Origin of the sequence: Cellulosimicrobium sp. SJTW-1 (assembly GCF_047716875.1) — a bacterium.
In the GTDB taxonomy this organism is placed as follows: Bacteria; Actinomycetota; Actinomycetes; order Actinomycetales; family Cellulomonadaceae; genus Cellulosimicrobium; species Cellulosimicrobium funkei.
This window is the reverse complement of sequence record NZ_CP136680.1, coordinates 987,038-1,002,425: the sequence shown is the minus strand read 5'-3', so window position 1 is coordinate 1,002,425 and position 15,388 is coordinate 987,038. Positions and strand designations below refer to the sequence as shown.

At 72.0% G+C, this 15,388-nt stretch carries 5 protein-coding genes; all 5 read right to left on the bottom strand.

The window, feature by feature from the left end; all coding sequences use genetic code 11:
* Positions 1–193: 193 nt before the first annotated feature.
* The 5 genes from RSE42_RS04555 to yjfF all read right to left on the bottom strand — a co-directional run bounded on the left by RSE42_RS04555 (position 194) and on the right by yjfF (position 15,338).
* The gene (locus tag RSE42_RS04555; RefSeq protein ID WP_415297961.1) at positions 194–2,608 is read right to left on the bottom strand and encodes a family 43 glycosylhydrolase; all 2,415 of its coding nucleotides are present in this window, start codon (positions 2,606–2,608) and stop codon (positions 194–196) included.
* A gap of 152 nt (positions 2,609–2,760) precedes the next feature.
* Entirely contained in the window at positions 2,761–5,658 is a 2,898-nt protein-coding gene (locus tag RSE42_RS04550; protein ID WP_415297959.1) for a family 43 glycosylhydrolase, read from the bottom strand.
* A 156-nt stretch (positions 5,659–5,814) separates the two neighbouring features.
* Positions 5,815–9,993 (bottom strand): beta-L-arabinofuranosidase domain-containing protein, encoded by a 4,179-nt coding sequence (locus RSE42_RS04545; RefSeq protein ID WP_415297957.1) that lies wholly within the window; start codon positions 9,991–9,993, stop codon positions 5,815–5,817.
* Between the two features lie 223 nt (positions 9,994–10,216).
* Positions 10,217–14,098: an alpha-L-arabinofuranosidase C-terminal domain-containing protein gene (locus RSE42_RS04540; protein ID WP_415297956.1), complete on the bottom strand. Its 3,882-nt coding sequence runs from the start codon at positions 14,096–14,098 to the stop codon at positions 10,217–10,219.
* Positions 14,099–14,360: 262 nt separating this feature from the next.
* A complete protein-coding gene (gene yjfF, locus RSE42_RS04535; protein WP_144721705.1) occupies positions 14,361–15,338 on the bottom strand; it encodes a galactofuranose ABC transporter, permease protein YjfF in 978 nt (325 codons plus the stop codon).
* Positions 15,339–15,388: the final 50 nt, after the last annotated feature.

Here is a 15,388-nt window from a genome sequence, read left to right as displayed (position 1 = left end):
GCGCCGGTCGCGGGTCCGCCGTCGGACGCGCGTGTGAACGCTAACATGTGAACGCAAACATGCCTAGGGACCCCGGGACCGACAACGATGTCGAAAAGCGCGTGAGGGCTCCCCGGCGCACCCGGACGCCGACGGCGGCCCGCACCACCGGGTGGGGTGCGGGCCGCCGTCGGGCAGTGCTGGTCGTCCGGTGTCAGCCGCAGGACAGGTCGCCGTAGGCGGCCTCGTGCGCGGTCTCGACCGTGGCACCGTCGAGCACCGCGGTGCCCGTGGCGGTCACGACCCCGGCCGCGAGCGACCCGGACCGCGTGGCGAACGACTGGTACGCGTTCGCCCCCGGCGCGACGTCGCGCACGACGCGCGTGCCGAACGGGGTGACGAGCTCGACGTCGGCCGCGACGTCGGCGAGGTTCGTCGCGCGCACCGCCACGTAGGCCTTGCCCGCGAGGCAGCGTGCGGACGCGGTCACGTCGAGCTCGACGGCCGGGCCGGCGGCGTCGGCCGCGAACTCCCACGTGTCCACCTCGACGAGGTCGACGCCCGCGGGGCCGGCGAACGTGAAGTACACGTCGTGGACGCCGCTCACGCCCTCGAGGGCGGCGGTCACGTCCGCCCACTCGCCCACGGGGGTGTCGAGGTCGAGCGTGCCGACGACGGCACCCTCGCGGTCGTCGAGGCGCACCTCGACGGTGGCGCCCTCGACGAGCGGCTTGACGCGCGCCGTGACGCTCGCGGCACCGTCGCCGAAGTCGACCGACGACAGCGCCGACCAGTCTCCGGCGTCGACGTCGCGGACGACGAGGTTCGGCGCCTGGTCGCCGAACTGTGCCGAGCCGCCGTCGACCTTCGCGGTGGTGAGGCCCTGCTGCCACGCGAACGTCTCCGCCTCGAGCACCTGGAACGGGTCGAGGTCCTTGACCTGGTCCACGCCCGCGTAGTCGCCGACGACCTGCTGGACCGTGCCGTCCGCGTTGAACGTCAGCTCCTGGATGTGCGGGCTGCGGTAGCCCTGCGTGGTGCTGCCGTTGATGCGCTTGTTGAGCGTGGGCGCGTGGTAGGTGAAGTAGTACTTGCCGTCCAGCTCGAACACCGACTGGTGGTTGTTGCCGCCCGTGCCCGCGCCGAAGAACTGCGACTGGTTCGGGAACATCACGCCGGCGTACGTCTCCTTGGGGAACGACATCGGGTCGTCGGAGATCATGTAGCCGATCTGCCCGCCGCCCGGGTACCCCGGGAGCGTGGCCTGGTTGCCGCCGAAGTCGTTGCCGCCGAAGTGCGACGAGTACGACAGGTAGTACTTCCCGTCGCGCTCGAAGACCTGCGCCGCCTCGAACGCCACGGGCGCGTCCACGACGGCCGCCGTGCCCTGCGTGGAGACCATGTCGTCGCCGAGCTCGATGACGCGGATGTTCTTCGGGTTGTTGAACCGCTCCGCCGCGGGCATCGACGTCGACGCCGGGCCGCCGCCGAAGTAGAGGTACGCGCCGTCGTCGGTGACGAGCGGCGCCGGGTCGAACTTCCAGGCCACGGCCTCGGCGCCCGGGGTGCGCCCGTCGATGAGCGTGCTGTCGCGCTCGCTCGTCCACGGCCCGAGCGGCGAGGCGCCCGTGATGACGTTCGACGACCCGCCGCCGTTGGCGTAGTAGAGGAAGTACTTGTCGACGCCGTCGACCGTCTTCTTCGCCATGCCCGGCGCCCACGAGTTGTTGGTGAAGGGGGCGACGCCCTGCGGCCCCGCGACCTGGATCTCGCCGTGGTCCGTCCAGTTCACGAGGTCCTCGGACGAGATGAGCGTGATCTGGTTGATGCTGCCGTAGTTGATCTGCGGCGAGACGCCCGTCACCGGGTCGGGCGCGTAGCCCTGGGTGTCGTTCGTCATGTACATGTACACGCGCCCGTCCTCGACGAACCCGAACCCGTCGGCCCCGAACTTGTGGGAGATGAGCGGGTTGTGCTCGCCGGGCAGCTTGCCGAGCACCTCGATCGTCTTCGAGGGCGGTCCGGGCGGGGCCGCGCCGACGACGGAGACGTCGTCGAGCACGAAGTCCATGAGGTGCGTCGCCGGGTCGGCGGACGGGTTGCTCGTCCACGGCGTCTCGAAGAACAGCCGCGCGGTGCCGACGTTCTGGTCGGCCGGGATCGTGAACCGGCCGTCGAGCGTCGCCCACTGGCCCTTGGTCGCGGTGACGCTCACCAGGTTCGTGTACGACCCGCCGCCGTAGTGCATCGTCGCGAAGAACTGCTTGGTGGCCGGCGCCGCGGCGGCGTCGTAGCGGATCTTCGCGGTGAGCTCGTACGTCTCGCCCGCGCGGACCTTGCCGCTGAGGTCCTGCATCGGACCGGAGCCGGTCGTCGCGCGCTCGGTGGTCAGGGCCGCGGCCTCGCCCGCGAACGCCTGGTCGGTGGTCGACAGCACGGCCTTGTCGGTCGCGTTGCCGTTGTTGACGAACCAGCCGGTCGTGCCGTCCTCGAAGCCGCCGTTGACGACCAGCTCCTCGTCCGCGGCGTACGACGGCAGCGCGGCGAGCGACGCGGAGAGCAGCGTCACGAGCGCGGCCCCGGCGACGGCGCCGCGCAGGCGACGTCGTCTGCGGTGGTGCGTGTCCATGGATCCTCCTCGATCGATGTGGGTGTCCTGCGCGTCCGCGCGCCTCGCGCGGACGGTCGTGCCCGACGGCGGTCCCCCGCCGTCGTCCTGCGTCCTCCCTCCTCTCGCGCCGACCGGGCGCGGCCTGCGCGGCCCGCCGGGTCGGGCGCGGGTCAGCGGCCGAACGGCACGGTGCGGGTCGTCGTCGCGGCGTCGGTCGAGCGCGTGACGGTGACGGTGGCCTCGCCGGCCGGCGCCGGCGACCGTCGCGTCGGGAACGCCTGGTAGGCGCTCGCCCCCGGTCGGACGTCGGCGAACGTGCGGCTGCCGTACGGCGTGGTGACCACCACGTCCACCGGGACGTCCTCCTCGTTCACGACGCGCACGGCGACGTAGTCGGTGCCGGCGAGCGCGCGCACGCTCGCCTCCGCCGCGAACGCGACGTCCGGGGACGTCGTCGGCTCCAGCGACGCGACGGCGAGCGCGAGCGCCCGGGCGGGAGCGTCGGCCTGGTTCTGCGTCGACGGCGCGGTCGTCGACCGCGCCCAGGCGAGGGCCTGCTCGACGGCGGCCCACGACTCGGCCGTGTGGTCCGCCGGGTCGAGCCCTTCCGCCTCGGCGACGACGGCGTCGAGCGCCGTCCGGTCGGCGCCGCCGTCGGCGTCGAGCACGTCGCTGAGGAGGAAGTGGTCGAAGTCGACGTGCCCGCCGGTCCGCTCCTTGGCGTAGGAGAAGAGGCCGAACCGGTAGCCCATGAAGTGGGACAGGCTCCAGTCCATGACGAGCGGCCCCTGGCGCGGCCCGAGCGGCTGCCACGTGCGCCCGTCGAGGCTGTAGGAGTACTGCACCCAGAGCTGGCCGCCCGGCGAGGCGAAGTCCGCGTCCGCCTTGAGGTGCACGTCCGTGCGCTCCCCGAGCGGGACCTGCGACCCGGGGACGAACGACTCGACCGCCTCGCGGTCGATCGTGTCGGTGAACGGCTGGAGCCGCGTGACGAGGCCGAGCGTGCGCTCGCCGTCGACCTGCTGGATCCCCGCGTACGCGAAGCTGCGGCCGTAGACGGCCAGGCCGGCGACGTCGCCGTCGAGCATCCCCGACACGTCGACGCGGGTCTCCGCGGAGGCCGTCGGCCCGAAGGTGCGCTGACCGAGCGTGTTGCGCGCCTCCTCGAGGTAGGTGAGGTCGCGCCCGGGCGCCTTGGTGTACTCCGCCTCGCCGGTCACGACGTGCCCGTTGGTCAGGCGCAGCCAGCCCTCGCGCTCGGTGAGGGACCAGTACCGGTTGTCCGGCGCGTGGTTCCACTGCCAGGCGAGGTCGAGGTCCGAGCCGTTGTACGACACCTCCTCGAGCGTGGGCGTCTCGACGGCCGGCGCGCGGCCGACCACGGACACGTCGTCGAGCAGGTACTCGACGCTCGACGACGGCGGCTGCGGGTTGCCCCACGGCGTCTCGACCGCGAGCTTGAAGGTCCGGACGTCCGCGTCCTGCGGGACGGTGTAGGTGCCCCGCACGGTCGTCCACTCCCCCGGCGTGACGTTCGCCCACGCGAGCGTGGTGACGCCCGCGCCCCAGTCCCCGACGAGGTTGAAGCGGACCTGCGCCGGCCCGGAGGCGTAGCGGACCCGGGCCGAGACCTCGTACGTCACGCCCGCCTGGATCTTCCCGCCGAGCTGCTGGTTCGGCCCGGAGCCGTTGAGCGTCCGGCCCGCGACGAGCAGCGCGCCCGTGCCCGACGCCGCGCCGCTCGTCTCGCGCGACAGCGTCGCCCCGAACTGCGCGGCCCACGGCGCGGTCCCGGCGTCCTCGAACCCGGGGTTGGCGACGAGCTCGACGCCGAGCAGGGACTCGTCGTACGTGGGCGCGTCGGGGACCTCCCAGACGGTGTCGCTGAACGCGCGGTGCTCGGCGTCGTTCGCGAAGTCGTCGGAGGCGACGATGCTCTTCAGCCGCTCCCGGCGCTCCGTCGCCGGGTCCAGCGCGATCGGCTTGGCGAACGTGTCGCCGACGCGGACGACGCCGTCGTCGCCGAACGTGGGCCAGCCGTCCTCCCACGTCGCGGGGATGAGCGCGGGGATGCGGCCGAGAGGGTAGGTGTCGCGGAAGAACATGCCCCACCACTCGTAGCCGCCCGCGCCGTCGGGCACCTCGACCAGCCCGCCCTGCGCGAAGCCGTCCGAGTTCAGCGCGCTGCGCGCCTCGTACGGGTTCGACCCGTCGGCGGTCTCGTAGCGGCCCAGCAGGTGCGGGGAGCGGAACAGCACCTCCTGCCGGTTCTGGCCGCTGGGCCACGTGATGATCGCGACGTAGTACTCGCCGTCGATGTAGTGCACCTGCGCGCCCTCGAACAGCCCGCCGACGAACGGCTCGCCCGCGTAGTCCGCGGCGCGGAAGATGTTCGGGAAGTCCGCCTCGATCGCGGTGAGGTCGTCGTTCAGCCGGACGGCGCTCGTCGCGCCCGAGCCGTAGAAGATGTAGGGCGTCCCCCCGTCGGCCTCGTCGAAGAACAGCGACGGGTCGTGGAACCCCCGGCCGAGCGCGGTGCGCTCCCACGCGCCGTGCTCGACGTCGTCCGTGCGGAAGAGGTACGACCCCCCGAGGTCGTTGGTGTTGAACACCACGTAGAACGTGCCGTCGCGGTAGCGCAGCGAGGACGCCCACTGCCCGTTGCCGTAGCCGTTCTTCCCGTTGCGCAGCGACGACACGTCGCCGACGCCGAGCCGGTCGTAGACGTAGCCGACGATCTCCCAGCTCACGAGGTCGTACGACTTCATGATCGGGGCGCCGGGCGCGAGGTGCATCGTCGTGCTGATCATGTAGTACAGGTCGCGGCCCTCGTCGTTCTCGGCCGCGGGGACGCGCGTGACGCTGATGTCGGGGACGTCGCTGCGCAGGAGCGGGACGTCGTACGTCCCGTCGCCGCGGTCCGTCGTGGTCAGCCCGGTGAGGGCGGTCGCCGCCGGGGGCTCGTCGTCGGCCGTCGCGGTGGCGTGCGCCGCGGGCAGGCCGGCCCCGAGCGCCAGCACCCCCGCCACGATCGTCGCCGCGGCTCGTCGTCTCCGGTGCCTGCTCATGTCGTTCCTCCTCGTCGAGGTCCTGCTGCTGTCGTGGGTTCATGCCGGGGATATCGATGTCGGTACCGATATCGACTGACGCCGCGTCGCCGTGGTGCGGCGTCCTCGCGGCCCGTCGGACCGACCGCGAGGACGCCGGTGCGGCGCGCGGGTCGCTCAGCCGCAGGTGCGCGGCTCGATGTCGACGTCGTGGGTCGTGGTGACCGGGGCGCCGTCGAGCACCGCCGTCGCGGTGACCGTCGCGGTGCCGGCGGGGACCGCCCTCGCGCGCGACGCGAACGACTGGTACGCGCTCGCGCCCGGGGCGACGCCCGTGGACGACCTCTCCCCGTACGGCGTCGCCAGGGTGACGTCCACCGGCGTGGCGCCCGTGTTCGTCGCCCGGACCGCCACGTAGGCCCTGCCGGCGAGGCAGCGCGACGAGACCTCGACGTCGAGCGGGACGACGGCCGTCGCCCCCGGCACGATCTCGACCCGGTAGGTCGTGGCGGTCTCGTGGTCCTGCGCGACGCCGACGACCTCCACGGTCCGAGCGCTCCCGTCCGCCGGGAGCGGCACGACGCGACCCTGCGTGTCGTCGATCAGCACGCCGTCGACGCGGACCAGGCCGCTCGGCACGTGCGGGTCGGCGTCGAGCACGACGCCCGTCGTGCCCGCGGGGACGGTGAGGGTGTAGTCCGTCACCGCCGGGTCGAACGCAGGGGCGAGCGACCCGGTGTCGAACGCGAGCGCCGCGAGCCCGGGCGTCGCGTCGTACGACGCCGCGCGGTCGACCCGGACGCCGAACACGCCTCCGGCCCAGCCGCCCGTCGCCTGGAAGCGGACGGTGACCACGGGGATGCGCCCGCCGTCCTCGTCGAGCACGTACTCCCCCGCGCTGTCGACCTTCCAGCGCGTGCCCTCGCCGATCTCGAGGTACTTCGCCGGGAGCTGCGTCGTGTCGACGTAGAACCCCTGCTCGTCCTTGGTCGGGGCGTTCGCGACCGTGGTGATCGTCTTCAGCTTCTCGTCGTTCACGTACACGTCGAACACGCGGCCCTGGTCGCCCGAGTAGAGCGTGACGCCCAGGTGGTTCGACGCCGAGGCCGGGTCGACCATGAGGTCGTAGCTGAACCAGCCCGTGCCGTTCGCGTGGCGGAACTGACGGCCGGAGAACGTCCCGACCGACGACCCGCTCTGCTGGAGGTTCTTCGCGTTCTCGAAGTTGTTGTTGTCGAAGCTCGTCAGGCTGTCGACGGTGCGGTCGGCGTCGCGCAGCTCCTGCTTGCCGCGCAGGATGCGCTCCTGCGACGCGGCGGAGTCCGGCTCGTCGAGGTGGAGGTACAGCCCGTACGTCACGTCCCAGTTGGTGTGGTGGGGCGTGAAGACGAGGTCGCCGCCGTCGGCGGTGTTCCGCAGCACGAGCTGGACCCGACCCTCGGCGTCGTCCTCGACACGGACGAGGTTCTCCGCGATCCGCTCCTTCCACTCGTCGGCGCCCATGTTCGCGGCCGTGATCGTCGTCTGGGCGTCGGCGTCGCGCGTGGACGAGCGGACGAGGATGCCCGTGCCCTGCCACGCCGGCTCGGGGACCTCGCCGAGGTTCGCGGAGAGGACGACCGGCCCGTACCGGAAGGCCACGAAGTACGGGTTGTCCGGGGTGTCGACGACGGACGCCGCCATCGGCATCGTGTACCGGACCACGTCGCCCGCGGCGACGGGCAGCACGACGTACCCGCGCGACACGTGCGGCTCGACGGCGGCGCCGTTCACCTCGACCGCGGGCTCGCCCGCGATCCACGACGGCACGCGCAGGCGCAGCGTCGCGTCCTCGGCGACCGCACCGCCGTCGAGCGCGTCGACGCGGAAGGTCACGGTGTCCTCGTTCGGCAGGTTCGCCTCCTGCGTGAGCCGCAGGTTCTGCTCCGCGTGCTCGACCGTCGAGGAGAAGAACATGTTGACCCACACCGAGCCCTGGCCCGTGAAGTAGATCGAGTCGCCGAGCTTGGAGAAGCTCTCCATGCCCGTCCCGGTGCAGCACCAGAACTCGGTGAACGGCAGGTTGTAGACGCGGTGGTAGCCCGACGCCATGGGGTTGAAGTACGTCGTCGTCCCGGTCTCCGGGTTCTGCGACGCGAGGATCGTGTTGATGAACGCGTTCTCGTAGTAGTCCGCGTACCGCACGTCCTTGCTCAGCGTGAAGAGCTCTCGCGCGAGCTTGAGCATGTTGTACTCGTTGCACGTCTCGGCCGTCTCGGCGTTGCGCGCGGTGCCCTGCTCGTCCGCGCGCTCGTGCAGCGACCCGGGCGCGTGGAAGTGCTCCGCCTGGCTGTTCGCGCCGGTGACGTAGGTGTGGTCGCGCACCACGATGTCGAAGAAGTTCTCCGCCGCCGCGAGGTACAACGGCAGCTCGTCCTTCTCGGCGGGCGTGAGCAGGTCGTAGTAGGCGGGGTTCTGCGTGAACACCTGGTAACGCTTGAGCGCGCCGAGCAGCTTGGGGATCTGCGTGTTGGCGTGCTTGCCCGGCAGCACGTCCTGGCCCGCGGCGAGCTGACGGAAGAACGTCACCTCGTCGAACGCCTCGGCCGCCTCCTTGATCCGGACGTCGCCCGTGAGGTCGAACAGCTCGTACAGCGCCTCGTTCATGCCGCCGTACTCGGTGCGCAGCATGACGTCGGTGCTCGGCAGTTTCGCGACGCGGCCCTGGACGTAGAGCCCGAACTCGGTCGCCACGGCGAGCGCCTGGTCACCGACGGGGCCGTCCACGTGCTCGGCGACGTCGAGCAGCCCGGCGAGCACCTTGTGCAGGTTGTACCAGGGCACGATGACGTTCTCGTCCGACGTCCCGGTGCCCTGCACCTGGTCGAGGATCGACTCGCGGAACGCGGAGACGTAGCCCGCTGAGCCGGGGTGCGCGGCGGCGTACGCGTCCTGCACGCGCGCGAGCCCGCCCACGCCCTCCTCGATCTCGGTGAACAGCGCGTCCTTCGTCGCCTCGTCCTGCGTCGAGGACCACGACATCGCCAGCGCCGAGAGGTAGTGGCCGAACGCGTGGCCGCGGAAGTTCACGGCGTTGCTGCGCTCCCAGCCGCCGTACCCGGCGGCGGTGGTCGGGGTCAGCCCGCCGACCTTGTAGAACTCGTAGAGGAACGTCTCGGAGTCCAGGCTCAGCAGGTACTCGTGCTCCTTCGCGGCAGCGTTCTGGAGGAAGTCGTCGGAGAGCAGCACCGACGGCAGCGCGGTCTCCTCGAGCGGCGTCTCGTCGACGAGCGCGGGCACGACGACCTCGAGGTCGCGCGTCACCGGCTCGCCGTCGAGGTAGCGCACCGTCGCGCTCAGCGTGACGTGCGCGTCGTCCTCCCCGATCGCGGGCCGGACCACGGTCCCGTCGGTCGCGACCACCTCGGGGTGCGATGACCGCCAGGTCACGGCCGACCCGCGCGAACCGGTCGCCGGGAGCACGAGCGCGACCGTCGCGCGCTCCGGCAGGGACAGCGCGTCGGCGTCGTCCTGCGCGATCGCGTCGCGGTCCACCGTGCGCCCGCTCTCCTCGTACAGCCCGACGACGTCGCCCAGGTCCGCCACCGCGTCGTACAGGCGGTAGTCGTCCAGCGCGGCCTTGAGGTAGGCGCCGTTGTACTGGGGCCCGTTGAACCCGATCGTCTTCGGCAGCGCCGGGTCGGAGCCCAGGACCCCCGTCGCGTCGCCGGCGACCGCGCTGGCCACCGTCGACGGCACCTGCTCGCCGTTGCGGTAGAACGCGACGGCCTTCGTCGCGTGGTCGTACGTGACGACGACGTGCGTCCACTCGTCCGCGGGGAAGAACGCCGCGCGGTCGGAGCTCGCGACCCGCACCTTGTACGGCTGGCCCGACGCCGGCCCCACCGACAGCGCGAGCGGCACCGTGTCCGACTCGGACGACAGGTACCAGCCGTCGGAGTTGTAGGCCCGCTTGTTCCACGTGATGACGTGCTCCCCGGACAGCTTCCCGCTGGGCTCCACCCAGAACGAGAGGGTCAGGTCCTCGGGCTGGAGCGCCGTCGACGACCCGAGGTCGAGGTACGTGCTGCCGCTCAGGCGCAGGGCCTGCCCCGCCCCGTCGACGCCGTCGACGTAGGAGAAGCCGGTCGGAGCGGAGCCCGTGTGGCCGCGCAGGGCCACGGGGTGCGCGAGAGGGCTCGCGTCGGCGACGTCGCCGTCGAACGCGAGGTCGAGGACGGGCGCCGGGAGGGCGTCGGCCGCGACGGCGGTCGGTGCCCACGCGGTCACGGCGAGCGCGGCGGCGGCCGCCACGGCCGCCAGCCGGGTCACGCCGCCGGGTCGACGGCGGACGCCGTCGGTCGGTCGGGGGTGCATCGGTGCTCCTCTGGTCGGCGCGGGCGTCGTCGCCCGCGCGTCGAGACGTGCGGTGTCGTGCGGTGTCGTGCGGTGGCGGCCCGCGCGGGGAGCGCGGGCCGCGCCCTCGTGGCCCGCCGGACCGGCCACGAGGGAAGCGTGCTCTCGCGAGGTAGAGCCAGCGGTCGCGAGGTAGAGCCCGGGGGCTTCTACCTCGCGACCTGCGGTTCTACCTCGGCATGGTTCAGCCGCAGTCGAGCGCGTCGTAGGCGACGTCGATGGTCGAGGTGACCTGCTCGCCGTCGAGCGTCGCCGTGCCCGTCACCGTCGCGGTGCCGGCCGGGGCCGACGTCGCGCGCGCCGCGAACGACTGGTACGCGTTCCTGCCGGGCGCCACGTCCGCGAACGCCTTCTGCCCGAACGGCGTCGCGAGCGCCACCGAGACCGGGACGTCCTCGCCGTTCGTCGCGCGCACGGCGACGTACGCCGTGCCCGCCAGGCAGCGCGGCGCGACGTCGACCGCGAGGTCGAGCTCGGGCTCCGTGTCGGACGCGTGCAGCCGGACGAACGTGATCGAGTGCGCGGGGAACTCGTAGGAGAACTCCTCCCCCACGCCCGCGAGCGTCCGCTCCACCGGGACGACCCGCTCCGGGTCGGCCTTGGTGTTGGTGTCCGACGGCGCGCCCACCATCTCGGTGACCGTCGCCTGGTCCGCGATGCCGTCGGAGCCCTCGACGTGCACCTGCGTGCGCGCCGCGGTCGCGGTGGGGTTGACGACCTTGACCACGACGTCACCCGTGTCGTCGTCGCGCGTGACGACCTGGTAGAGCGACTTGGTCGACGGCTGCTCGTAGGACATCTGGAGCTCGCCGTCGAGGTAGAGCTCGATCGTCGAGCCCTCGACGACGACCTTGACGTGGTACGGCTGCCCGGCCTCGACGCTGTGGTTCTCGACGGCCTGCACCTCGTTGGCGCTCCCGCCCGACGCGCGCTGGAGGGCCTGGCGCGTGTTGTTCCACCCACCGAGGTTCCACCAGTAGTAGTCGTTCGGGCCGCCCGCGGCGAAGCCGACGAGGAAGCCCTCCGCGCCCGACGTCTTGCGCGCGTCGAGCTCGAGCGTGTAGCTCGACCAGTCCTTCGCGTACGCGCCGGCGACGATCGACCGGGCGTCGGTGACGTTCGTCGCCGACTGGACGTAGGCGCCGTCCTGCGCCGCCCACGTGCCCGACTGCGGCTCCCACTGCGAGGCGCCGGACTCGAAGTCGTCCGCGAAGAGCACGTCGCCGCTCGCGTTGTCGGTGACGCGCACGTTGTCGTACTGCGCGGCCGTGTTCCACGTGGAGAGGAAGACGCCGCCGTCGAGCGTCGCGTCGGCGGGCGCCGGTCCGGAGTGCGTGCTGGGCACGACCTCGTCGCCCGCGTTCGCGGAGAACAGCTGCTGGACGTAGTAGTTCACCGAGCCCCAGGACTCGTCGTTGTCGAACCAGATCGCGTCGGGCGACCACTGGACGTACGACTCGTTCGCGAGCAGCGGCGCGTACGACGCGAGCCGCACGACGTCGGAGTTGCGCTCGAGGCCCGTCATGAAGGCGGCCTCGGACAGCGCGTTGGCGAACGTGTTGCCCCGCGACGCGTACTCGCCGAGGAAGACCTGCGGCCCCTCGCGGTCGTAGGAGTCGTAGCGCTCGTCGTTCTCGAGGAACCACTGCGGGTCGTTGTAGTAGTGCTCGTCGACGAGGTCGACGTCCTGCTCGCGGTTGAACTCCCACAGCTCGTCGAAGCGCTGGCCCGTGTCGTCCGGCCCGGAGTTCGAGATGATCTGGACGTCCGGGTAGGCGGCCGCGATCGCGTCGCGGAACGCCGGGAAGTTGGCCTCGAACGTCTTCGTGTTCTCCTCGTTGCCGAGCCCGACGTACTTCAGGCCGAACGGCTCGGGGTGGCCCAGCTCGGCCCGCACGGCGCCCCACTCGGTCGTCACGTCGCCGTTGGCGAACTCGATCAGGTCGACCGTGTCGTCCACCCAGCGCTGGATCTGCGCAGGATCCTTCATCTCGGGGATGGTGCTGCCGCAGCCGTTGGCGCCGACCGACACCACGGGCAGCGGCGTCGCGCCGAGGTCCTCGGCGAGGAGGAAGTACTCGAGGTACCCGATGCCGTAGGACTGGTTGTAGCCCCAGAAGTTCCAGTTGGTCGCGCGCTCCTCGACCGGGCCGATCGTCTCCTTCCACTGGTACGTGCGGCGCCGGTCGGTGAAGCCCGACTCCTCGTACGTGCGGAACGTGCCGACGTTCGTCACGCAGCCGCCGGGGAAGCGCAAGAACTGCGGGTCGAGCGCGTCGATCTTCTCGGCGAGGTCCTTGCGGAGCACGGACTTCCCGTTGACCGGGCCGACCCACGTGTCCTGCGGGAAGAGCGACACCTGGTCGAGCGCGAGCGTGCCCGCCGCGCCGGAGAGCAGCGCGAGCCGCCCGGCGTTCGTCGTGCCCGTCGCGGTGAGCGTGACGTCGTACCTCTTCCACGCGTTCGAGCCGTCGACGGCGACCTGGCCGGTCGCGTACGCCGTGGTCCCGGCGGCGTCCTCGACGCGCACGGTGACGGTCTGCGCCGTCGCCGACCGCGCCCAGACGGAGAAGTCGTAGGACTCCCCCTCCTCGACGAACAGCCCCGTGTTGTACCCGGCGTTGCGCACCCCGGCGCCCGCCCCGGTCGTCGTCAGGTTGAGGTAGTTGCGGTTCGTCGCGTTGAGCCGCCCGGCGTCGTTCACGACCTGGGTCGTCGCCGTCGCGCCGCCGCGGTTCGCGGCGCTCCACGCGGTGAGGCCGGTGAACGACCCGTTGTCCTGGTTGCTGAACTCGAACGACCGGTTGCGCACGAGCTCGGCGTACAGGCCGCCGTCGGCCGCGTAGTTGATGTCCTCGTAGAAGATGCCGTAGAGCTCGTCGCTCATCTCGGTGCGCTCGCCCGCGAGGTCCACGGTGATCTCGTGGTCCGCGCTCGTGGCGGGCGTGATCGTCAGCTTCGTGGCCGCCTCGCGCGGACCGAGGACGAGCGCGCCGTCGGACGCGCGCACCCCGGCGTACCGCTCGGGGTCGGCCGCGCTGCGCAGCCAGACCGTGCCGCCGCCCGCGTCGGTGAGCCGCAGCGCCGTCGCGTCCGCGCCCGCGGCCCCGAGGGAGAGCCGGGACGCGCCGGAGACGACCACCGGCCGATCGCCGACGGCGAGCGTCACCGGGGACGTGCCCTCGGCGCCGTCGACCTCCGTCGCGGCGAGCGCGACGGTCGTCGCGGGGCGCTCGTCGTCGAGGGCGAGGCCGTCGTCGGTCGCCACGAGGTACCGGGCGTCGCCCGGGCCCGCGAGCGTGAACGTGCCGTCGGGCACCTGGTCCGCGCCTTCGGCGGCCTGGACAGCGACGTAGTCGAACGCCGCGGTGTGCGCCGCGCCGCTCTGCGCGGCGAGCGCGTAGAGGCCGACGTGCGTCGTCGGGAAGTCGACGGTCACGGAGCCCGCGGGCTGCCACGCGGTGCCGTCCCAGAAGCTCGTCGCGATCGTGTCGCCGGTGCGCTGCATGCGCAGCGTCTCCCCGGTGGAGCCCGGGCGGTCGGTGAAGGCCGCCGCGCTGAAGACGCCGCCAGTCTCGACGTCGTTCTCGATCGCGCGGCCCGACGGCGAGAGGTCACCCACGAAGGTCAGGCCGGACCGGACGTAGTTGTCCATGTCCTGCCACGCGACGAGACCCGCGCCCTGGTAGACGGAGGCGACGGGCGCCTCGAGCCGGGTGACGACGGTGAAGTCGCCCGCCGGCACGTCGAGCAGCACGACGTTCTTCGCGCTGTTCGCGTCCTGGTACGTGTCGCCCGGCTGCGAGGTCAGCGTGAGCTTCCCCCCGCCGACGGACAGCGCCTCGGGCACGGGGTTGACGACGGTCCAGTCCGGGCCGAGCGCGGCGCCGTCGAACGTGTCGACCCACGCGCCGTCAGGCAGGTCGGGCTCCGCGGCGGCGGCCGGCAGCGACGTCGCGAGCGCGGCCGTGCCGACCATGCCCGCCACGAGGGCGACGGCGACGGACCGGCGGCGCGCCGGTCTGCGCCGGGGCGTGGGGAGGGACGGGTGAACAGACGTTTCCATAGGGCTTCCTCTCATCGTCGAGAGACACGCACCGTTGCGTGTGAGCGTTCACAAGTTCGGCCCGAGCCTAGTGTGAGCGCTCACATTCTACAAGGGCGGCGTCATGACACCGCCGGTCGGGCGTACGCCCGAACGACCCAGGGGTGCCGGCCCCCGTCCTGCTCCGGTGACCCCGGGCCGTCGGCCCGGGCAGACGGCCGCGGCACCGGCCCGCGCCGCGGACGTCACGAGGACGCCCGCGGCGGAGGCCGGTGCCGCCGGCTCACCTCCGCCTGACGACGAGGACGCGCTGCAGGATCACGAAGACCAGCAGCAGCACGCCGATGACGATCTTCGTCCACCACGAGCTCAGGGTGCCCTCGAACGTGATGATCGTCTGGATGAGGCCCAGCACGAGCACGCCGAGCACGGACCCGAGCACGAAGCCCGTCCCGCCCGTGAGGAGCGTGCCGCCGATGACGACCGCCGCGATCGCGTCGAGCTCCATGCCGACGCCCGTGAGCGAGTAGCCGGACCGCGAGAACATCGCGAACAGGAGGCCGCCGATGCCGGCGCACGTGCCGCTCACCACGTAGACGAGCACCTTGGTGCGCGCGACGGGCAGGCCCATGAGCATCGCCGACTGCTCGCCGCCTCCGATCGCGTAGACCGTGCGGCCGAACTGCGTGTAGTGCAGCACGTAGAACGCGATCGCCACGACGACGAGCGCGATGATGACCGCGGTCGTCAGGCGCCAGCCGTCGCCGATCTCCTGGCTCCAGCCCGCGAGCGCGACGAACGACTCGTTCGTGATCGGGATGGACTGGAGGCTGATGACGTAGCACAGGCCGCGCGCGAGGAACATCGCGGCGAGCGTCGCGATGAACGGCTGGATGTCGAACACGTGGACCATGAGCCCGACGGCGAGCCCCAGCACGGTGCCGATGAGGACCGCGATGGCGAGCACCACCGCGACCGGCCACCCGCTCTGCAGGAGCGACGCCGTCGTGATGCCGGACAGCGCCACCACGGCACCCACGGAGAGGTCGATGCCGCCGGTGAGGATGACGAAGGTCATCCCGACCGCGAGCACGATGAGGAACGAGTTGTTGATGAACAGGTTCGAGACGACGCGGGCCGAGAGGAAGTTCTCGTACCGGCTCCCGCCCACGACGAGCATGAGCGCGAGCACCGCGAACGTGCCGAGGACCGGGAGGTAGCGCCGGTCGAGGCGCACGCGGCTCGTGAGTCGCTCGGTCATGGTCGGTCGGCCTCCGGGGGCAGCGGTCTCGGGGGCCCGGGGGTCGGGCG